Genomic DNA, 21,423 nt, shown 5'->3' with positions numbered 1-21,423 from the left:
AAAGATTATTTAAATGAATATTCTTTATTAAGTGTTTATGTAATGAAATAATTTTGGTCAGAGAAAAGTTAGAATGGGGTAAATCCCCATGAAGAGTTTCAGGCAATGCGCTTCAGGCGTTCAATGTTTTTGAACACGATTTTGCTTTCGGCTACAATATCTTCTTCGATCTTGCTGACAATATAATCCATCGGGACTGTAAGCCTGTATAACTTTACCGGTCTGCCTTTACCCCTTGATTTTTTTTCTTCCCGGATATTAATCCAGTTATTTTCGCGGAGATAACGCATTGCAACACTAACTTCAGGCTGTCTCAAGCCTGATACCATTTCAATGTTCTGAGACGAAATCTCATTTCCTTTTGCAAGGCATGCAAGCGTAAGAGCAATTGGCCTACTAACGTTAATTCTTCTAAATAATTCTATCATTTCATGTTCATTTGATCCCATAGCTATCGGGGTCTCTTCTTTTGTGTCAGAAATATTCATAACTGGACCACTTTTATCTACCATTTAATCACCCAAAGAACTATTATATAGTTGATTAATATAAATATTTGCTTATGTTTTCTTTTTAAGATATATCAATTGATAATAAGAATAAGAATAAAAATAAAAATAAGAATTTATAGAGTGTCTATAACGTACACTCATTCTAAAAGAATCCAGATTACACTGTTTTTCTTTTTCGATACAAATTACTAATCCTTGTCTTTTCATACTCAAAACTTTAAAATTATCTAAAAACTCAAGAATTTCCTAAAAACTTTGGAGTTCGATTCTTTCCATCTCAATCAGGGCTCTCTTATAAAATCTAGTGTTTTTTAATTATGACTTTCTTTTATAACTCAAACTTTGAGTTAATTTTTATATGTTAAAACTCAAGTTTTGCTTCAAACTCAACTTTTTTTAAACTCAAGTTTTTTAAATTCATAAAAATGTAAAAAAGAATTTGCAGGACATTTTTATACTAAAAATTGCTAAAGCTTACTAGATGCCCTCTTTACCTCTATTGAGATGTTTCTTCTTCGTATCCTTTATATACTCTATTTTTTAGAAATTGCACAGTTGAATTGAGAAAATCAATAACCTGAACCTCTAACTTCAGAAATTACACGTTTAACTGAAGAGTCTATTTTGTTTAATTTTGTACTTTAAGAGCGAAGTCCTGACCTTATATCCTAAAAATTGATACTCCTTTGTCGCTTTCGAAATTCAGATTCAAGTAGAAAAAGAGACATCAAAAGGACCGAGAAGAGACATTGCAAAAATGGAAACAAGAGATTACAAGAATCAAAAGAATCAAAAAATCAAAAGAACCAAAGGAAGGATCAAAAGAATCAAAAGGATCAAAAGAACCAAAGGAAGGATCAAAAGAATCAAAAGAACCAAAGGAAGGGAACCAAAGGAAGGATCAAAAGAATTAAAAGAACCAAAGGAAGGATCAAAAGAATCAAAAGAACCAAAGGAAGGATCAAAAGAATCAAAAGAATCAAAAGAATAGAAAGGAAATAACCTAATTACAAGAGAGTTATAAGTTTTCCTCAAGTATCCTATTTTTAATATACACTTAATAGACAAGAAGGCGAATCCGGGTTATAAAACCCAGAGACATTATAATTAAGAATTAAGTTTTCGGAGAATTGTGAAAAACACTTATGATATCTCTACTCTTAAACTGATTTCAGGAAAGGCTCTTGAGGCGTTCTATGTTTTGGAGCACGGCCTTACTTTCAGCCATTACGTCTTCTTCTATTGAATTGATAATCGTTTCCATTCGGACCGTCAGTTTATACAATTTAACCGGTCTGCCTTTGCCCTGATTCTTCTTTTCTTCCCGCATATCTACCCAGTCATTTTCACGGAGATAGCGCATTGCAATGCTAACTTCTGGCTGTCTCAAGCCTGATACCATTTCGATGCGTTGGGAAGAAATTTCCTCTCCTTTAGAGAGGCACGCAAGAGTGAGAGCAACTGGCCTGTTAATATTCAGCCTTCTCAAAAGCTCCACCATCTCGTATTCAACCTCTCCCATCTTAAATTCATTGTCCTCTGATATAGACTCATTATCTGCCACAACTATCATCTACCAATTATACCGAAAGAGCAGAATGTGATTGCTTCCGATATTATTTTTCCGTCCAGTATTTCAGATCAATAGAAACATATTATTTTAGATTTGTTATATTTCAGCATCTTTTATTGCCTTTATTAAATATATTTCTATTTATATGAGTTTCTGATCCGTGGGAGTATCTCACAAAATCTGTTTTTCTCTGTTGATTTAAATAATAATACTTTCTCCATATATATAATTATGCGCCTATAAAAACTTCCCGACAATTACACATACTATTTTTTTGCAGGCAGAAAGCTTAGAATTTCTAGACAGAAGGACAATTTATACTCCTGGAGTTCTGCAAGCCTCCCTATATATAGGATAAATGCATTTTGATTATAGTTTCATTTGTTAAGCAAACTGAATTATATTACGAACAAAGCAAAAGAAAAAGCAAAAGAAAAAGCAAAAGAAAAAGCAAAAGGAAATTTAAAGTTCACTTTTTTCCTCAAAAATTGTCCTTATTTTGCAATAAATATAGAAGAGTTGTCCTAATTGGGTGAATTGCTCAGGTGTTCCGGCAAGTATTAAATACGAATCCCTGAGAGATTTAGTATAATGAACGCTGCCCTGGACAAAACCGCTGTATTTATCTGCCATTGCAGTGGGAACATTTCCGAACGTGTTGATATTAATACACTTAAGAAAACCCTTAAGGCAGAAGGGATCCCGGTCTTCGATTATGAGTACCTCTGTTCAAGAGAGGGACAGACCCTTATTAAAAATAAGATTTCTGAAGGGAACCTCGACCGGATAGTAATAGGTTCATGCACACCTTCCAAACACGGTACTCTCTTCAAAAAGTGTATTCAGGAAGCAGGCTTGAACCGGGCGATGCTTGAAATCGCAAACCTCAGGGAGCACTGTGCCTGGGTTCATCCGGACAAAGCCGGAGCGACTGAGAAAGCCCTCTCACTTCTTCGAGGAAAACTCAACCGCCTGGAAAATCAGGAACCCCTTGAAGAAATAAAAGTAAATATCGTCCCGCAGGCCCTTGTTATTGGCGGAGGAATTGCAGGGATAACTGCAGCAGTTAACCTTGCAGACAACGGAATTTCCACCTACCTGGTCGAGAAAGAATCCAGTATAGGCGGAAATATGGCAAAAATAGGCAAGGTTTTTTCTCCTGACAAGCTTGCGGAAGAGTGCGCTATGTGCTCGTTAAGCCCTCTGATGAATGAGGTAGTAGCTAACCCGAAAATAACCCTTTTAACCTGGACTGAAGTGGAACGCTTAAGTGGAAGTGCAGGCAACTTCACAGTCAGGCTAAAGAAAAAACCGAGATACGTACACGATAACTGTACAGGCTGTGGCCGATGCAGTCGCGTCTGCCCTGTCTTGGTTGAAAACGAGTTCAACTGTGGGTACATGGATAAAAAGGCAATTTCCCTGCGTTTTTCCCAATCCGTTCCGAAAATCTACTGCATAGATCCTGACCAGTGTCTGCAGTTCAAAGGCGAAACATGCGGAAAATGTGCAGAGGTCTGTAAATCCGGAGCGATTGACTTCTCACAGAAGGAAGAGATCATTGAGCTCAATGTCGGTGCAGTTATTGTTGCTACCGGATTTGAGGAGTATGATGCATCCCAGAAACCCCAGTACGGATATGGAATTTTCAAAAATGTTATGACCCAGATGGAACTTGCCAGAATGCTTGGGATCAATGGCCCTACAAAAGGGACATTGATCAGGCCTTCGGATTTCAGCCTGAACCCTGATGCTGTCAGCTCAACAGGCACCTGTGGCAGTAAAAGTTCCTTAGAAAATTCCTCTGAGAATTCCTCTGAGAATAGTCCAGGAATCCCTAAAAGGATAGTTATGATCCAGTGTGTGGGCTCAAGGGACGAAAAAGAAAGTGGAAACCGCTATTGTTCCAGGTATTGCTGCATGGCCGCGTTAAAGCACTCGAACCTGATAATGAAAAAATATCCGGGTACGGAAGTCACGATCTGTTATGTCGATTTGCGAGCTCTTGGTTTTTACGAAAACTACTATCGGGCAGTCCAGGACATGGGAGTTAGATTTGTAAGGGGAAGACCTGCTGAAATTGTCGAGAAGCCGGATAAAAGCCTTCTTGTCAGACTCGAAGATACCCTTAACCAGAAAATAACAGAGCTGCCTGCTGATCTTGTCGTACTCTCTGCGGCTATGGTCCCTTCAAAAGGAACCCGAAAAATTGCCAGCATACTGAATATTAGCCAGGATGAAAGCGGATTTATCAAGGAAAGGCACTCGAAATTGAGGCCTGTAGACAGCTCACTGGACGGGATCTTTGTCTGTGGTACTGCCCAGAGCCCTAAAGATGTTACGGATACTATTTCCCAGGCAGGACTTGCAGCTGTAAGAGCAAGGGCCTTTATTGCCGACAGCCCCAAAGCCCTGGTAAACGAAATTCCGACTATCAATCAGCTTCTCTGTGATCAGTGTAAAGAATGTCTCAAGTGCCCGTTCGAGGCTTTTTCCTTGAATGAGAATGGAAAGGTCATCGTAGACCCACTTGTCTGTACTGGGTGCGGATACTGTACTGAACTCTGTCAGAACGGAGCTATTCAGATTGAAGGCTTTACAAAAAACCAGCTAAAAGCCGAAGTTGAAGGAGTAGTAGAAGAAGGAGATCTGATTGGCTTTGTAAACAGCGGGATCGCGTCCTTAACCTGCGATAATATAGGAAATAGTGCACTGACCTATCCTTCAAATGTCAAGTTAATCAAAGTGCCCACAAACCTCGTGGTTGATAAAGACCTGTTACTTCATGCCTTCAAACGCGGGGCATCGGCTGTCCTTTTCGTAGAGGACCCTCCAGACAGCCCAAAAGCTGAGATTATATATCCTTTAACTGTCAGCCATTTTGAGAAACTGAAGAAAGAACTTGGAGATTCTGGAAGCCGGCTCTATTTCAAAAAAGCTTATGTTCCAAACACAAGAGGGCTTGCAGGCACTTTTACCAGCCTTGCCCAGGAAGGAGAGATGATCAAATGATTCCATATGTAAACGAGTACGATACCCCGGAATGTAAAACCCTTGCAGAAACCGCAAAGAAAAGCATCCGGACACCTGCCTCTCTGGGGCTTGACCGCTGCATCCAGTGCGGCGCCTGCACGGCTTCCTGTCCTGCAGCCCGCTTTACAGATTACAGCCCGCGCCAGATTGTAAAAAAAGTACTGGAAAACGACCGTAGTGTGCTTGAGTCCGAAATGATCTGGTCCTGTTTTTACTGTTATTCCTGTAACCTGCGCTGTCCCAGAAATAATAGCCCTGTAACAATTGTACAGGTGCTCAGGCAGATGGCCATCAACGAGGGCATAGGAGTTGAAAAGCTTGCCTACTTCCTTGAGATAGGAGAATATCTCGCAGAAAACGGAGCTAGCAAGATACCAGGTCCTGGAGCTAAGAATATGGAGAGAGACCTTGGGGAACGCTGGATCAGTTTTAAAAAGAACCTTGAGTCAATTCGTGATGAACTGGGGCTGAGTTCAAAGGATATCAGAAACACCCATGGGGAAGTTCAGGCCATTCTTGAAGCCACAGGCTATTTTGAAAGGGAAAAATGGATCAAGGCAAAAATACAGGAAAAACTTTTGCATCAACTCCTGGAGAACCAGTACATCAAGAGAGAAAATAGAAGCGGAGATTTCGGCTTTGAAAACGATAGAAGATATCCCGGACAGCCAGCTTTTATTATTTAAAAGCTGCATGGTCGAGCAGGAGTACCCAGGGGTGGAAACCTCCACTTGTTATGTCTTTGACAGGCTTGGAATAGACTACTGTATAAACAATGAGCAGTCCTGCTGCACAGGAATAGGCCATTATACTGATATCTTTGAAGGACTGACAACAGCAGCCATTGCAGCCCGAAACTTTGCAGTTGCAAGAAGATGTGGGTATCCCAATATAACCTGCCTCTGTTCAACCTGTTATGCCGTAAATAAGGAAGCCTGTGAAACCCTGAATACCAACACCGAGGTCCGGGAAAAAGTGAACTCCATCTTCCGGGAAAAGGGCCTTGAAAACCTTGTTTACGAAAAAGACGATATGAACCCAAGGACAAACATCTACCACGCAGTAGAGATTCTTTTAAGCAAGGTCGATAAAATCCAGGAGCAGAAAAAATTCGATTTTTCAGGAATCAAAACTGCGGCCCATCACGCTTGCCATTACTATAAGGTTCAGTATCTCGATGTCCTCGGAAACCCTGAAAACCCCCAGTTGATAGATAACATAGCCGCAGCCTGCGGAGCCGACCCTGTACGCTGGTACGAAGACCGGACTCTTACCTGCGGGATGGGCTTTTCCCAGCTTCACATTAACAAAAACACCTCGCTTCAGGTGACAAAGGCAAAACTCGACAGCCTTCAAAGAGCAGGCGTAGAGCTTATGCTCCATATGTGCCCGAATTGCCAGATCCAGTACGACCGCTACCAGCCTGTTATCGAAAAAGAGTTTGGCGTAAAGTATGATATGGTGCACATGAATATTGCCCAGTTCGTAGCTCTTTCAATGGGCGCTGACCCTTACAAGGTGTGCGGTTTCCAGACTCACTCTGTGCCTCTTGAAGGGTTTCTGGAAAAGAATGGGATAATCTAAAAACCTGGATTTAAACTGAGTCTGTCACTTTTTTACTTTTTGGGGGTCTTTGGTGACTTAGAGCCTATCCGAAAAGTGATTACCTTCATAACTTTTACAATATGCAATGAGCTCATCCCAAAAACAATATTATTCTCAAATAAGCAAAGTTTCAGAACTATTTTTCATGATCAGAAACTCTATTGATTATTCAGAACTCAATCTTTGGTAGATCAATTTTGAGTTTTGGGATAAGCTCAATATGCAAAACTGGAACAGAGACTCTGATATTACAGACCTATTGTGACTTTTCAATATGCATTACTCAAATTTCGAAAGGATTGGTTGAACATAATTCGAAAAGATTTGTTGAACATGAAAATCTTTTATTTTCTTTAAATTCTCCGCTTCACTCGTATATAGCCACTTCCAATTACTCTCATCCAGATGTATATCTATACTCAGAGATGTGGTATCAGAAGGGTACTGCTGAGTCAGAGTCATTCTACTCAGACACTGATAAGTTACAGTAGATTTTATTTGATTTATGATACTCTCAATGTCCCTATTCCGCTTCATGTTCCAAGCCGCAGCACAATCCACGATTTCCTTGGCAGCGGCGGTTGCCCCTTTATTTTCAGACAAATAGTCCTCAGCAGTAGAAGAATCATAATATGTAAGTCGTATAGTGTTTGTCCCAGCCTTTGTAATTTTGTAGACTGTTCCAATTGTTGTAGTTACATAGACACATGTATCAATTTTTGCTGCGCTTGCTGTCGATCCTGTTACTGTTATATACTCGGATTTCTTTTCTGTATCACTACCTGCCTCGTTGATTGCCTTTAATGTAACTGTATATTTTCCTGGATTAGAATAAGTATGCCTTGGATCCGTGTCTTCTGAAGATGAGCCGTCTCCAAAAGTCCACTTCCATTTAGTCGGTGAACCTGTACTTTCGTCATTAAATCTGACTTTTAGAGGTGCATCACCGTAGGTTGTAGATGCAGAAAAATCAGCAACAGGAACATCAAGAACAGGAACATCAAGTTTTGTAGTATCTTCTTCTGAGTCAAATAGATAAGAGTCTGCGACTGTAGAGGTGTCCACTGTAAATCCATACTTATTACCAAGCTTGGTCAAGTCTTTCTTTCCTGGTATTCCGTCACAATATTTTGCTGGGGAACCAAGAGACTCCTGCCATTGTTTATAAGCGTTGATTGTAGCGGATCCATAGGCCCCGTCATATGCATAGGCATCATCGAGGTATCCTTCCTCAACCAAAGCGGCTTCAACAATCTTCACAGAATCAGTAGCTCCAGGAGTAGTTTTACCCTGAGATCTTGCGGGATCAGATTCAGCTGCTACTTGAAGATAACTCAATGAAACACTTGTGCTTGCGCTTATTTCTGTATCCTTTGTGGGTTCCTTTACCTTTATACAACCAGTTTTTGTTACTTTGTCACTACCAGCATCATTAGTTGCCGTAAGTGTTACTGTATATCTTCCTGCTTCAGAATATGTGTGTTCTGGATTTTGCTGGGTCGAAGTATATCCATCTCCAAAAGTCCAATACCAATCAGTAGGCGTTTCTATGCTTTCGTCAGTAAACTCTACTGTTAGAGGTGTATTTCCTGATTTAGGAGTTCCAGAAAACTTAGCAACAGGGACATTAAGGTTCGCATCTGCTTCGGAATCAGAAATATCAGAGTATGAAATTGTAGAAGTATCCACTGTAAATCCATACTTGTTACCAAGCTTGGTCAAGTCTTTCTTTCCTGGTATCCCGTCACAATACTTCTCCGCAGAACCAATAGACTTCTGCCATGTCTTATACGCTTTGAGAGTAGCGGTACCATAGCTTCCGTCGTATGCATACTTATCACTAAGCAATCCTTCTTCAGCCAAAGCGGCTTCAACAATCTTCACAGACTCAACAGCTCCCTGAGTTGTTCCGCCTTGACTTCTTTCGGGGTCGGAAGTTGCAGCAAGTTGAAGATAATATAATGAAACAACTTTGCTTGCACTTATTTCTGTATTGGTTTTGGATTCTGTATTCGTTGTGGATTCTGTTACTGTGATATAGTCTGTTTTTGTTTTCTTGTCACTGCCTGCATCATTACTTGCCGTAAGTGTTACTGTATAGCTTCCTGGTTCTGAGTAGGTATGTGTTGGATCCCGTTGACTCGAAGTAGCTCCATCTCCAAAGTCCCAGTACCAATCAGTAGGGTTTCCTACACTACCATCCATAAATACTGCAGTAAATGGTGCATTACCAGAAGTAACGGAAGCGAAGAAATCAGCAACGGGTTTATCCGTATCTGTTGCAGACTCCTCTACTTTTATGTAACCGGCTTTTGTTTTCTTATCACTACCAGCATCATTAGTTGCCGTAAGTGTTACTGTATAACTTCCTACTTCAAAATATGTGTGCTCTGGATTTTGCTGAGTAGAAGTATATCCGTCTCCAAAAGTCCAATACCAGTCAGTAGGTGTTTCTGTGCTTTTGTCAGTAAACTCTACTGTTAGAGGTGTATTTCCGGACTTAGGAGTTGCAGAAAATTTAGCAACAGGTTCTTGTGCTGTATTCTCTGTGGATTCTATATTCTTTGTGAATTCTGTATCTGTTGTGGATTCTGTATTCGTTGTAGACCCTTTCACTATAATATAACCAGCTTTTGTTGCCACATCACTGCCTGCATCATTACTTGCTGTAAGTATTACAGTATAGCTTCCTGGCTCTGAGTAGGTATGTGTTGGATCCCGTTGACTCGAAGTAGCTCCATCTCCAAAGTCCCAGTACCAATCAGTAGGGTTTCCTACACTACCATCCATAAATACTGCAGTAAATGGTGCATTACCAGAAGTAACGGAAGCGAAGAAATCAGCAACGGGTTTATCCGTATCTGTTGCAGACTCCTCTACTTTTATGTAACCGGCTTTTGTTTTCTTATCACTACCAGCATCATTAGTTGCCGTAAGTGTTACTGTATAACTTCCTACTTCAGAATATGTGTGCTCTGGATTTTGCTGAGTAGAAGTATATCCGTCTCCAAAAGTCCAATACCAGTCAGTAGGTGTTTCTGTGCTTTTGTCAGTAAACTCTACTGTTAGAGGTGTATTTCCGGACTTAGGAGTTGCAGAAAATTTAGCAACAGGTTCTTGTGCTGTATTCTCTGTGGATTCTATATTCTTTGTGAATTCTGTATCTGTTGTGGATTCTGTATTCGTTGTAGACCCTTTCACTATAATATAACCAGCTTTTGTTGCCACATCACTGCCTGCATCATTACTTGCTGTAAGTATTACAGTATAGCTTCCTGGCTCTGAATATGTATGATCTGGGTCTCGCTGGGTCGAAGTACCCCCATCTCCAAATTCCCAGTACCATTCAGTAGGATTTCCCTTACTTGTATCCATAAATGCTGCATCAAATGGTACGTTACCAGAAGTAGAGAAAGCAAAGAAATTAGCAGTAGGAGATTCTACAACATCACTCTGTGCAGCTTGAACTGGTATGGTTGCTGCACAAAATACTAAGGACGACACTACTAAGATAATTAGCCCATTGTGTTCTTCAACTTTCAATAAATCACCACTATTTATCTGGGCGTTTTTAAGTTTAATTTAGATAATAAAATAGAATAAAAGTCAATAAAAATTGAATTTTTAGGAATATAAATTAAATATATATAATTATATACAAACTGGTATAAACATATAGATTTCTTTCTTTTAATTATTGATATGAATTATATCTGTTAAAATAAAAGTTTACCGTTTTATGTAAACAATTTAATAACTTTGATTTAAAAAACGCACATGAAATTCTTCGAATAAAATGCACAAAAAATGAAAGTACTCTTATCCTACCTTTTTACCTTTTAACTCCATATTATCTTGGGCAGAAAGGTTGTACTTATTTCGGTTCTTGAAGCCGTCAAAAAACTAACCAGTGATTGCCATCGAAGGCTCAAATGTAATCTTGATCACGGCTGCCAAATTGCCTTCGAGACAATCACACTGCCCATACAAAATATGGAGTAATGTATAGGCAAGCTGATTGTGCACCCTAAATGGCAGAATCTGGGGATAGGCACTCGTTTGATGACAGAGGTTGAGCTTATGTATCGGGATCTAGCTCGATTTGAACTCTTCACCGGATCGAATAGCATCAGAAATTTTCACCTTTATCATAAACGGGGGTATCAAGAGCTCAGGCGGAAACCGCTGGGCAGCAAAGTTGAACTTGTATATGTCGAAAAGATAGTGATTGGAAAAAAGAAAAATATCGGATATAAAAATTCTTGATTTTGAATAGCCATCGTAACCGGAGCAGTGGCGCAGCACCCTACTTACAGCCGGGTGCGCCACCACAACTTTGATTTTCATTTTTTTATTCTGATTTCCACAACTTTGAATACTCAGATCGATTTCTCCCAGCCCTGTCCCATATCAACGAGAGGTCTCAGCTCAATGATCTCGAAGATAACCGTTGCATACATCATCTGCGCAACCTCCTCCCCGGCCATCTTTGCGATATGGCTTTTAATCGTATCAAGCATTTCCCCCGACGTTGCAGATTCCTTCATCTTCATATAAACCCTGATTCCTTTCCATTCCGTATCTTGTTCCATTATCATGTATATCGCGTAAGGGTTTTCCTGAAGGTTTGAAAACGTGCGGTTCTTACCTGTTGCAACTACAACGGTCTTTTCATCGATCATATTGGGTGAGCCGAAAATAGCTGAATCTACCTTTCCGTCTTTACTCGATGTGCTGAGAACCCCAATTCTCGGTTGCTTGTTAAAGTAGTCCATCAATTTTGACGTCATATCTAAACCTCCTCTAATAGCCTGTTTTAGCGCTCTTTCCTTTCAGAGTTGAGTTTGCGAAACTGCTTGGTCACAAAATACTGTCATGAAAAGAACTATAATTAATCAGCAGGCTTTAATAATAATCGTCTTAAGTATGCTTAAAACTTTTTAATCTGCTAACCTGTATACCACGGAGAATTTCGATAATCTATGAATGAGAATATGACTAAAACCCATGAAAAATAAGCTAAAGGCATTCAATAGAAACAAATTTACAAATATAAAAGAAAAGAATATAAAATATATTTCTTTTATGCTGATTGTGGTTCCAGTTGTTAAAGTAAATGTTACTCAGGAGTAAAGAATGAAAGACGTTGAATACAAAACGAGTCCTTCTACCTGACATGAATATTTTCAATTGTTCTCAAGCACGTGATAGATGCCAGTTCTTAATCATAAACTGGGGTATCAGGAGTTCAGGCGGGAACCGCTGGGCAGAGAAGTTGAACTTGTATATTTGGAAAAGATAGTGATTGGAAAAAAGAAAAATATCGGATATAAAAATTCTTGATTTTGAATAGCCATCGTAACCGGAGCAGTGGCGCAGCACCCTACTTACAGCCGGGTGCGCCACCACAACTTTGACTTTGATTTCCTATTTGACTTTGATTTCCTAATTTTGTTTCCATAACTTTAAAAACTCAGATTGATTTCTCCCAGCCCTGTCCCATATCAACGAGAGGTCTCAGCTCAATGATCTCGAAGGTGGCAGTTGCGTATATCATCTTTGCCGCTTCCTCACCAGCCATTTTTGCGATCTGGCTTTTGATCATATCAAGCATCTCCCCCGATGTTGCAGATTCCTTCAACTTCAGATAAACCCTGATCCCTTTCCATGCCATAATATCTGCTCCAGGTTCCATTATCAGGAACATTGCATAAGGGTTTTCCTGAAGGTTTGAGAACGTGCGGTTCTTACCTGTTGCAACTACAACGGTCTTTTCATCAATCATTTGAGGTGAGCCGAAAACAGCCGAATCTACCTTTCCGTCTTTACTTGCTGTGCTGAGAACCCCAATTCTCGGTTGCTTGTTAAAATAGTCCATCAATTTTGACGTCATATTAAATCCCCTATCAATAAACTTATTTTCTCGCCCTTCTCCTGAAAAATTGAATTAGAAAGCAGCTTTATCCTGAAATATTCCAGGAAAAGAACTTTATTAGCTATGCAAGCTGCAATAAATATGAGTCGTAAATATTTTTAAAACTTCGCCTGAAGAATGAAAATTCAATTCTGAATTCACGGGGGAATTTTTTGATAGCTGAATATTCATTTGAAATTTTTACCCCAACTAAATTAAAAATCATTCTGAGAATCAATAAGATATGAGTAGCTGTCCTCAACCCAATACTATACTGGAAGAGCAATTATAGTTCTGGACTCATTTTTAAAAAATATATTGATTAGATACAGAGTTAGTAAAAGTGCATTTCTAGCTAGTAAATATATTATACCCATATGCTGATAAAAATATTACTTTCTCTTAATTCTATAAAATAAATATAATATACTGATCAATAATAAGATTATTATAATTTCAATATATATTACAGGTATTCCATATATTGTTACAACATGAGCAGTTGAAATTACACTAGAACTGGAATATATAGTATCATTGTTCATATTTATGTATCTATTAAGAATATTTAAAAATTTTTTGATATTATATTTCAGGTTAAAAAGTCATACCCGATTGTAACTTAGTTACATACAATTAACAAAAATCTCAGCTTGAGTTTATTTTTGATATAATTCCAACAAATTTTATTTATAGATAATACTCTCAATCATATGTAACCCGATTACAATAGGTTACGATCCTAAAACAAGCCTTACATCCTGGTGCTCCTGCTCTCTTTTTACTCAGAAACCCATTTGGATACATTGCCGCATCTTTTTTCAGTACATCTGTTTTACTTTCCTTATATTCTGGACATTCTCTTTAATTTTGCAGTTTTTCCGGTAATTTTCATTTTAAGAAATTGAGAATTTCACAGGCTGTTAGATAGTTTTTTCTGTTTCCTTTGCATGACCTATGAACAAGACAGCCCGTTTTTCAGTCCTGGTTGTCGGCTGGATCTCAAGCTCTACAGGATGTTAAAAATAATTTTTGAATTATTCAATTTATCTTCAATACTCTTGATCCTTTGTGGAAATGCAGAAGCTACTGTTTCATCTAGTCCGTAATCATCAAGCCCTAAAATTCACTCAATTGCAGCAAGTCTTTTTAATGTCCGAAGCTCACTTGGTGCAATTGTACTACCTACAAACACTTTTAAAGAATATAGATTCTAAAATAATCTTTAATTTAATGAAAATATTATTTTTACTGCTACTTCATTTACTTTAATATATCAATTAACAACTCTTTCTAAAACAGATCTTAACGAAGTACACTTATTCCTTGTATTACAAAAAACTGACACTGTGTACATATATGCTAATTGCATCTATCTAAGCAGGTAAATATCACATTTAAAAGGTTCTTGTAATAAATATAATCTCAATTCAAAGTTAAGTTGAATGTATTATATTTAAACAATATTATATATTTATATAGTTGCAGTAGACACTTTAACGTAAATGAATTCTCGACAGTAGGCATGTAACCATCATAAACAGGAGCCTGAAAGGGAATATGAAATCAAAAATTGAAAAACTTCTAGCAAATAATCCAAATCCTGTGCTTAGTGTCGATAAGGATGGTACTGTTCTTTACTCAAATGAAGCGGGTGAGCCCTTACTTCATGAGTGAGGCACGAAAATCGGAGTAGAACTACTTTCTTCTATCAAAGATTTAGTGTTGAAAATAATCTCTCGGAACATCCCGGAAACAATTGATGCTGAAGAAAAAATTACTTTCGTCAATAAGCAGATTAAAGATATGTTTGGTTTCAGTTCAGACGAACTCATTGTTAGGCCGATGTGGGATTTTATCAGTGATGAAAATAAGGTTATCATCAAACATGTTTTAGGCAAAAAGGAAAAAACATCAATGAGAACCTTGAAATTGAATTTATATGTAAAGACGGCTCCCCTTTGTGGACGCATACAAATTCCAAATATCTTTTTGATAAAGATGGTAAGTTTTTGAACGGAGAAATCCAAATCAAGTTCCATAAAAACGGAGAAAATGGAAAATGGGACAGAGTTCATTATTAGATTCACTGTAGTAGAAAAGAATAATCACGCATCGGCATCAGCGCTACATTTAATTAAATAGAGAGTAGTTTATTTTGCTTTGTAGAAAACCTATATAAACCAGCTTCAATAGACTGAAAAGATTTAGTATAATTTATATTTGTAATATTGGGATTCTATTCTTAATATGTCAGATATGTACAGTTATTTCTTTATATTGAGTTCAGGAATCTGAATACCTCATATTTCATTATCACTTGATTATCAAACAGGAGACTTACTTTTGGGAACAATTAGTGAAAAAATATTTTCCCGGGCAACGGGAGCAGAGGCAAAGGCAAACGATTTTGTCCTTGCAGATGTTGATTATGCAATGGCGCATGACGGCACCTCAGTACTTGCAGTTAATGCTTTTAAGGAAATGGAAATGAAGAAGGTCTGGGACCCCTCAAGGATTGTAATTCCTTTCGACCACATCGCGCCTGCAAATAATGAGATATCAGCTACTTTGCAAAAGGAAATCCGGGAATGGGTAAAAGAACAAGGAATTCCGAATTTTTACGAGCTTGGAGAAGGAATCTGTCATCAAGTACTCCCCGAAAATGGATTCGCACTGCCTGGAAAACTGGTTGTGGGCGCTGATTCGCATTCCTGCACCTATGGGGCTTTCGGAGCTTTTGCCACAGGTGTAGGAGCTACCGACATGGCTGAAATTTTTGCCACAGGTAAGCTCTGGTTTAAGGTTCCTGAGAGTTTCAGGTTCACGGTAGAAGGAAGGCTTGGAAAAGGGGTTTATGCAAAAGATCTGACCCTTTACCTTATTGGGAAGACCGGAATTGACGGTGCCACCTATAAGGCTGTAGAGTTTTACGGACAGGCTATCTCCGAATTATCGGTTTCCGGCAGAATGACACTCTGCAACATGGCAATCGAAATGGGAGCAAAAACCGGAATTGTGCCACCGGACGAAAAAACCTTTGCCTTCCTGAAAAATCGGGCGGCTGCTCCTTATGATCCGGTTTATGCCGATCAGGATGCAGTCTATGTAAAAGAACCCGTTTACTCTGCTGAAGATATCGAGCCTCAGGTAGCCTGTCCGCATCAGGTTGACAACGTAAAACCTGTGGGAGAAGTTGAAGGTACCCACATAGACCAGGTTTTCATAGGGACGTGCACAAATGGCAGACTTGAAGACCTCGAGGTCGCAGCAGCAATCCTTAAAGGAAAAAAGGTTGCAGTCAGGACTATTGTAATTCCTGCATCTCGCACGACTCTCCTTGCAGCAATTGAAAACGGAACGATGGAAATTCTGCTCAAAGCAGGCATTACGCTTGCAACCCCTGGCTGCGGGCCCTGTCTTGGCGCTCACCAGGGAGTGCTCGGTGAAGGAGAAGTTTGCCTTTCAACCGCAAACCGAAACTTCAAGGGCAGGATGGGAAAAAGTGGTTTTATCTACCTGGCATCCCCTGCAACCGCAGCAGCCTCGGCATTGGCAGGAGAAATTACGGATCCAAGGACAGTTTGAATCTGAGAACTGAATGCCAAATAGTTTGATGTGATTAGGCAGAATCGTTTGAAACCTATCCTTAACTCTCAGGATTTTAAACTATTCTGCCTATCAAATTATTTTCTATTCCAGATCTTCCACCCATTATCTCTTTATATCTATTTTCCGTCCTTCCCAGGTTTCTGTACAAAAATTATAATTATATCCAGCGGGCATTTATACCATGAATCGTATATAATTTGAACAGGAGGGAAAACTATTACAGAAGAACTTAGTCACGATAATCTCTCACATTTGATTGAGCACTGGATTGAGCATAACGAAAGCCACATTGAAAGTTTCAAAGAATGGGCTCAGAGAGCCAAAAAAGATGGTTTTCTTGAAGCTTCCGAAGATATCCTTGAAGCTGCTAGTAAAATGGAGGAAGCAAATAAACATCTTAATAAAGCAAAAGAAGGACTTTTCCATCAGTGAAAAAAACAAGAGCAAAATCTTAAGAACTTTCTTCTAAAGCTGCATCTTAAGAACTATTCTTTTAAGAACTCTGTGGAAGGATTTTCGCGTGGCGGGATTTCCGTCACTATTTTTGATTTTCCTGGCATAAAAGTGCTTTCAAATGCCTTTATTTGTTTATTCCTCTTATTTGACGAAGTTCATGTTCGTTTTTGATATAATAATCAAACTTTCAGGGCCCTGCTTCGGTAAGGAGTTTTTTAACTTTATTTAAATTTATACTAAGTTCTGAAGCACTTGATTCTCCAATATACTTCATGAAATTTTGCTCTTTCTCAGGACACAGGTCCTCGCTTTCCAGCAACTCGTGAATCAGGCTATTTCCAAAAATGCCAGGCACAGGGGTTTCACTTTCAGTTTTTATCTTTTCAGGAGTTTTATCTTCTTTTTCATTATTTTCTAAGGTAAGTCTTTTACATTCTCCTTTTTCATTATCTTCTAAAGCAGCCTCGACAGTTTCTGGTTTGTCTGTATTTTTCAGAAAAGCAGTTTCTCCAGCTTTTTTTCTCATATCATCGAAATCGGCTTTTTCATCGCCTTCCACATCATTTTTTTTACAGGCAGAATTTACTTCTTCTTTAACCCCTATCTCTATTATATTGCCCTCTTCAATTTCACCGGTTTCTTTTAGGTGAGATTCAAAAGATTTATCGGAGTCTTTGACTTTGTTACCTGTTTGGCTATCTATCCTCTCTGAAATTCCAACATCTTCTTTTTGCAAATCTTCAGTTTCAACTTTAAGAAGTCCAGACGCTTCATGATGCATATTTCTGCGAAGCGGAGGAAAGATTTCCTCTGTCCAGGGAAAATCAGATATTTCTTTCTTTTCTTCGTATTCGGTTTCTTGAAGCTGATCAGTCCGGGATCTAAGTTCTTTCCGTTCAATCCGAGATTCGAGATTTTTCTTTTCCTTAAACAATTCTCGGATTTTGATCTCAACCTCCTTTTTACTTTTTATCAAATCCCCCAGTTCTATGTCATCTCGGTCCCCAGGCTTAGGTATCAAATGCTTTAATTCGTTAACTTTTAGAAATTTGAATCCATTGATCTTTAGATTTTTTAGCCCATGAATTCTCAAGTCCTTTAATGCATTCATTCCGTTACCTCCCATCAACCCTGAATATTTCTTAATAACTCTTATAGGTAATTTACATTTAGTTAAAATTTATATTTAGTTAAAATTTATATTTAGTTAAAATTTATATTTAGTTAAAATTTACATTTAGTTAAAATTTATATTTAGTTATAATTTACATTTAGTTAAAATTTATATTTAGTTATAATTTACATTTAGTTAAAATTTATATTTAGTCATTACACATTTTTCAATATATCACATTTGAAATGTAAATACCCCTGATACAACCGGCGGTACAAGAATCATGCAGATCCCGGAAATTCCAGACATTAAACCTCCGTAAAAAAAAAGCTTACAGTTTCCTCCACCCTCGACAATTTTTACTACAAGAGTATTTGAAATTGTTAAAATAAGCACCACGGAAAGGGTAAATGTATAAAGCAACGGTATGCTTTCAGTAACATTGAAAATGCTCATTCCCATTCCGGAAGCACCTCCCTGAATCGAAGAATATGACTCATTCATTCCAGAAACGAGCCCGCTAAATTTGGAAATTATCTCGATTATAAAGATTAGAAGCCCGATCATAACAGCATGTAGAGTTATGGCAAGGCCGCGGAAACCGGAACTGACAAGCTGCCTTTTCATCCTGAGAAGTACAATAGCAAGACTTGAAGATGAGACTATTTCTCCTATTTCGGCCGGGTCTCCTCCAAGCTCAACTGCGTCCGTGAAGATCCTTGAGCATCTGTTAATCAGTTCAGAACCTGTTTCTCCTATGAATTTCTCCCAGCAAAGCTTCGACTTAAGTCCCAAAGAAAGCCACGCATGTAATTCTTCAACCTCAGGCCTGAGGCCACCTATAGTTTCTTTATCAAGGTCCTCCATTGCACTTCGAATAGTAATTCCTGTTGTTCCTGCAAGCGTGCCCAGAGTCTTCACAAATGCAGGAAAACTACTATCCCTTTCATTGATATTCCGGTCGTCTACCATCGCAAAGAAGCCTATCGGAAGCGTAAAGAAAGTTATTGCAAGCAAAGTATACTGGAGTTCTGTACCTATTAGAATGAGAGCAGCTACCGAAATTGCTCCAGCTGGAAGCAAAATCCGGCTCAAAAACCTGATAATTTCCTGTTCCTTTGACCTCCTGCTCAGGGTATGAAGCTTCTTTTCAGCAGGAGCGGCCTTATATATGATAAAAAGCGCAATCCCACAGATAAAAACAGTTAGTAACACAACAAGAAAAGCAATCGTTCCTATATTTGTTATATTATAGATCATGACTGAAACAAGAATTATAGTAACAACAAGGGTTACGGATACCATCAGAGCAGTATATCCATCAGTCCATTTTTTCAGGGATTCGATACTTCTTTCATATTCATTAGAAAATATTTCTTCCCTTGTTAGTTTTTCTTGCTTCAGAAAGTTTTTTTCCGGTTCTCCAGAGGAAAGAATATTTGACATTCGCCCAAAAAGCTTTGAAAGGTACTCGTCCTGCAATCGCTGAGAGATATATTTACAGGCTTTTGCATATGCGTAGCCCCACTTTGATGCAAGGTTATAAATCTGCCTGAAATATTTTGAAGCTTTGTACTCTTTCTGAGAGCCCGCATAATCGAAAATTCGGTCTCTTTCAATATCAGCCGTCGAAATCGCTGCCATATAAGTAAGAAGGAAAAGCATATCATCATTGACTCTTTCAACAACCTTCGTGTCCTTCAGTTGCCGCGCAAGATTAAAGTAGCCTTCGAACCCATGCTTTTCAGCTTCAGCTTTCAGGTAAGCAAGCTTTTCCTCAGGTTTCATAATATTAACCCGGCCTCCTCGACCTGGATCAGCGTATTGAAGAGATCGTAGAAGTTAGTAATTTTTGCCTGATGGATCTTTTTGAGAATTTTTGCTTTTCTTTCAAGTTCGGAATATATTTTTCGTACCTGGTTTTCCGGAATTCCCATACGTGGAGCAATCTTTTGCTCCAGCAGATATGAATTATTTTTTCCTGTAAACTTGAAAGTATCTGTTGCAGGGTCCCACTTAAATATGTCCATAAAATTGAAAGCCTGATTAAAAGAATCATAGCCTACGATTTCGTTTATGCTCAGGACTCTCCTTCCCATCCCTTTTCCAGGGATATTTACCGTGCTCTGGATGACAACCACATTCAGGTTATCCACATAGTTCTTAGGAACATTAATCGGGTCTCCTGTCAGCCTCTGAATGAGTTTTTCGACGGATGCGGCATGGAAAGTAGACATGACAGGATGCCCTGTTTGCATAGCCTGAAAAGCAATACTGCCTTCCACTCCACGGATTTCTCCGATTATAATTTCATTAGGACGCTGGCGAAGGGCAGCCTTTAACAGGTCAAACATTGATACATCAGATCCGCTATCCTCTCTTGTTGTCCTTGTAACCTCTCTGGTCCAGTTTTTATGGGGAACCTGCAGTTCCGGCGTGTCTTCAATAGAAACTATTTTTGATTCAGGGAGGAGAAAAGTAGTCATTGCATTCATCATAGTGGTCTTTCCTGAGGCCGTTTCCCCCGAAATAAAACAGTTCATCCCTGCCCTCAGCATCATCCACATATATGCAGCCATTATGTAGTCAATTGTCCCGAAGTCGATAAGCTCTAGAATTGAAATAGGAGTTTCCATAAATTTCCTAATGGTAAAATTGCTCCCCCTTCTGGATACATCTTCTCCGAACACGATATTAATCCTTGACCCGTCCGGAAGAGCTGTATCGACTATCGGATCTCGATATGTGATTGGCTTTCCGACCTTCTCGGACACCTGTATAATAAAAGAGTTAAGTTCCTCAGTCTCCTGAAACTCAATTGCTGTTTTAAGAGAAGAAAATACCTTATGCTCGACAAAAACCCTCCCAAGCCCACTGCAACTTATATCTTCTATATTTGAGTCCAGCAACAGAGGTTCGAGCATCCCCATTCCGATCTTGTCCCTTATCATAAGATATTTAATAGCTTGAAATTCTTCAGGAGTTACCCGGATATTTTCCCATTTTTTCATTTTGAAGACTTTACCGGCTTCTTTTAAATTATCAATCAATCCGAGCCGAAATATGCCATTTTTCTCTTTCTTGAATGTTTTATTCCACTCAAGACCTTTACTTTTTTTTTCTGCACTCTCGTTTACGTGTTCTTCTATAATGCAAACCTTTTCAAGGGCTCTTTCCAGAAGTTTTTTCTTTTCTTCCAGGTCCTTAGTATCAACATCCTCATTGTGTATAACGTCGATAAGCAGCTTTTCTACAGCTTCAAGTGTGCTGTTCATATTTTGGAAAAGACAGGGTTCTATCGGGATATAGTAATTTCTTATGTCTTCTTTATCAGGATAAATGTGAACAGCAAGTCCTTTTCCAATAGGGTAAATGAGGTTTGGGTGTTTGATACATTTCATAGCTCTTGAGATCTTTACATGGAACTCCGGGATTTCGATTTGTTCCAGAGGAAGCCTGCAGATATAATCAAGGATGTGACTATTCTCTTCCCTGCCCACAAAGTTCTGTAATTCTAAAGGAAGTCTTGAACGTACCTCCTCTCTGGAGCGCTTTCCATTTACCGGTGCAGGCAGCGGGTTAAAAGGTAGAGCGTCCATTTAAA

The 21,423-nt window shown here is 38.8% G+C and carries 16 protein-coding genes; 8 read left to right on the top strand and 8 right to left on the bottom strand.

All coding sequences use genetic code 11. The annotated features are described in order from the left end of the window. Window positions 1-98: 98 nt before the first annotated feature. Window positions 99-512, bottom strand: coding sequence for a transcriptional regulator (locus tag MSBRW_RS14930; RefSeq protein WP_011306933.1), 414 nt, complete (start codon window positions 510-512; stop codon window positions 99-101). Window positions 513-1,269: 757 nt separating this feature from the next. Here MSBRW_RS14930 and MSBRW_RS14925 point away from each other — a divergent pair. Next, the gene (locus MSBRW_RS14925) at window positions 1,270-1,503 is read left to right on the top strand and encodes a hypothetical protein (protein WP_011306934.1); all 234 of its coding nucleotides are present in this window, start codon (window positions 1,270-1,272) and stop codon (window positions 1,501-1,503) included. Between the two features lie 180 nt (window positions 1,504-1,683). Here the strand turns inward: MSBRW_RS14925 and MSBRW_RS14920 are convergent, their stop codons facing one another. Beyond that, the gene (locus MSBRW_RS14920) at window positions 1,684-2,085 is read right to left on the bottom strand and encodes a transcriptional regulator (protein ID WP_011306935.1); all 402 of its coding nucleotides are present in this window, start codon (window positions 2,083-2,085) and stop codon (window positions 1,684-1,686) included. A 591-nt stretch (window positions 2,086-2,676) separates the two neighbouring features. On the opposite strand from MSBRW_RS14920, the gene hdrA reads away from it, so the two are divergent. From hdrA to hdrB, 3 genes are read left to right on the top strand one after another with little or no spacing between them, the layout of a single operon-like run. Further along, window positions 2,677-5,097, top strand: coding sequence for a ferredoxin:CoB-CoM heterodisulfide reductase subunit HdrA (hdrA, locus tag MSBRW_RS14915; RefSeq protein WP_011306936.1), 2,421 nt, complete (start codon window positions 2,677-2,679; stop codon window positions 5,095-5,097). Then, window positions 5,094-5,804, top strand: coding sequence for a ferredoxin:CoB-CoM heterodisulfide reductase subunit HdrC (gene hdrC, locus MSBRW_RS14910; protein WP_011306937.1), 711 nt, complete (start codon window positions 5,094-5,096; stop codon window positions 5,802-5,804). The genes hdrA and hdrC overlap by 4 nt, the downstream gene beginning before the upstream one ends. Further along, window positions 5,758-6,702, top strand: coding sequence for a ferredoxin:CoB-CoM heterodisulfide reductase subunit HdrB (hdrB, locus tag MSBRW_RS14905; protein WP_011306938.1), 945 nt, complete (start codon window positions 5,758-5,760; stop codon window positions 6,700-6,702). Before hdrC ends, hdrB begins: the two co-directional genes overlap by 47 nt. 300 nt (window positions 6,703-7,002) lie before the next feature. On the opposite strand, the gene MSBRW_RS23600 is transcribed toward hdrB, so the two are convergent. After that, a complete protein-coding gene (locus MSBRW_RS23600) occupies window positions 7,003-10,266 on the bottom strand; it encodes a PKD domain-containing protein (protein WP_052728875.1) in 3,264 nt (1,087 codons plus the stop codon). Between the two features lie 462 nt (window positions 10,267-10,728). Here MSBRW_RS23600 and MSBRW_RS14895 point away from each other — a divergent pair, with 462 nt between their 5' ends. Beyond that, window positions 10,729-10,989, top strand: coding sequence for a GNAT family N-acetyltransferase (locus MSBRW_RS14895; RefSeq protein ID WP_329957366.1), 261 nt, complete (start codon window positions 10,729-10,731; stop codon window positions 10,987-10,989). 113 nt (window positions 10,990-11,102) lie between these two features. Here the strand turns inward: MSBRW_RS14895 and MSBRW_RS14890 are convergent, their stop codons facing one another. Continuing rightward, window positions 11,103-11,513 carry a pyridoxamine 5'-phosphate oxidase family protein gene (locus tag MSBRW_RS14890; RefSeq protein WP_011306941.1) on the bottom strand — a complete coding sequence of 137 codons (411 nt, stop codon included), beginning with the start codon at window positions 11,511-11,513 and terminating at the stop codon, window positions 11,103-11,105. Between the two features lie 683 nt (window positions 11,514-12,196). Next, window positions 12,197-12,616: a pyridoxamine 5'-phosphate oxidase family protein gene (locus tag MSBRW_RS14885; RefSeq protein ID WP_011306942.1), complete on the bottom strand. Its 420-nt coding sequence runs from the start codon at window positions 12,614-12,616 to the stop codon at window positions 12,197-12,199. A 1,746-nt stretch (window positions 12,617-14,362) separates the two neighbouring features. Between MSBRW_RS14885 and MSBRW_RS14875 the strand changes: the two genes are divergently transcribed. The 3 genes from MSBRW_RS14875 (at window position 14,363) to MSBRW_RS14865 (ending at window position 16,681) form a co-directional block, all read left to right on the top strand. Next, on the top strand, window positions 14,363-14,653 hold the full coding sequence (locus MSBRW_RS14875; protein ID WP_048136572.1) for a PAS domain-containing protein: 291 nt from the start codon (window positions 14,363-14,365) through the stop codon (window positions 14,651-14,653). Window positions 14,654-14,992: 339 nt separating this feature from the next. Beyond that, on the top strand, window positions 14,993-16,225 hold the full coding sequence (gene hacA / locus MSBRW_RS14870) for a homoaconitase large subunit (RefSeq protein ID WP_268990318.1): 1,233 nt from the start codon (window positions 14,993-14,995) through the stop codon (window positions 16,223-16,225). 276 nt (window positions 16,226-16,501) lie between these two features. Next, window positions 16,502-16,681 carry a hypothetical protein gene (locus MSBRW_RS14865; RefSeq protein ID WP_011306944.1) on the top strand — a complete coding sequence of 60 codons (180 nt, stop codon included), beginning with the start codon at window positions 16,502-16,504 and terminating at the stop codon, window positions 16,679-16,681. A gap of 211 nt (window positions 16,682-16,892) precedes the next feature. Here MSBRW_RS14865 and MSBRW_RS22560 read toward each other — a convergent pair whose 3' ends face one another. From MSBRW_RS22560 to MSBRW_RS14850, 3 genes are all read right to left on the bottom strand, one after another. Further along, a complete protein-coding gene (locus tag MSBRW_RS22560; protein WP_155398320.1) occupies window positions 16,893-17,441 on the bottom strand; it encodes a hypothetical protein in 549 nt (182 codons plus the stop codon). A gap of 612 nt (window positions 17,442-18,053) precedes the next feature. Next, window positions 18,054-19,607, bottom strand: a complete 1,554-nt coding sequence (flaJ, locus tag MSBRW_RS14855) for an archaellar assembly protein FlaJ (RefSeq protein WP_011306946.1) — start codon at window positions 19,605-19,607, stop codon at window positions 18,054-18,056. Further along, on the bottom strand, window positions 19,604-21,418 hold the full coding sequence (locus MSBRW_RS14850) for a type II/IV secretion system ATPase subunit (protein ID WP_011306947.1): 1,815 nt from the start codon (window positions 21,416-21,418) through the stop codon (window positions 19,604-19,606). The genes flaJ and MSBRW_RS14850 overlap by 4 nt, the downstream gene beginning before the upstream one ends. Between the last annotated feature and the right edge of the window lie 5 nt (window positions 21,419-21,423).

Source organism: Methanosarcina barkeri str. Wiesmoor (genome assembly GCF_000969985.1).
GTDB lineage: Archaea > Halobacteriota > Methanosarcinia > Methanosarcinales > Methanosarcinaceae > Methanosarcina > Methanosarcina barkeri_B.
Note: the sequence above shows the minus strand (reverse complement) of the source record. Positions and strands in the feature narration are given on the sequence as shown.

Excerpts from the sequence above, each read along its gene's own strand:
- hdrC (WP_011306937.1), top strand. The coding sequence starts at position 5,094 with ATGATTCCATATGTAAACGAGTACGATACCCCGGAATGTAAAACCCTT.
- MSBRW_RS14885 (WP_011306942.1), bottom strand. The coding sequence starts at position 12,616 with ATGACGTCAAAATTGATGGACTATTTTAACAAGCAACCGAGAATTGGG.
- MSBRW_RS14925 (WP_011306934.1), top strand. The coding sequence starts at position 1,270 with ATGGAAACAAGAGATTACAAGAATCAAAAGAATCAAAAAATCAAAAGA.
- MSBRW_RS14890 (WP_011306941.1), bottom strand. The coding sequence starts at position 11,513 with ATGACGTCAAAATTGATGGACTACTTTAACAAGCAACCGAGAATTGGG.
- flaJ (WP_011306946.1), bottom strand. The coding sequence starts at position 19,607 with ATGAAACCTGAGGAAAAGCTTGCTTACCTGAAAGCTGAAGCTGAAAAG.
- MSBRW_RS14850 (WP_011306947.1), bottom strand. The coding sequence starts at position 21,418 with ATGGACGCTCTACCTTTTAACCCGCTGCCTGCACCGGTAAATGGAAAG.
- MSBRW_RS14920 (WP_011306935.1), bottom strand. The coding sequence starts at position 2,085 with ATGATAGTTGTGGCAGATAATGAGTCTATATCAGAGGACAATGAATTT.
- hdrA (WP_011306936.1), top strand. The coding sequence starts at position 2,677 with ATGAACGCTGCCCTGGACAAAACCGCTGTATTTATCTGCCATTGCAGT.
- MSBRW_RS14930 (WP_011306933.1), bottom strand. The coding sequence starts at position 512 with ATGGTAGATAAAAGTGGTCCAGTTATGAATATTTCTGACACAAAAGAA.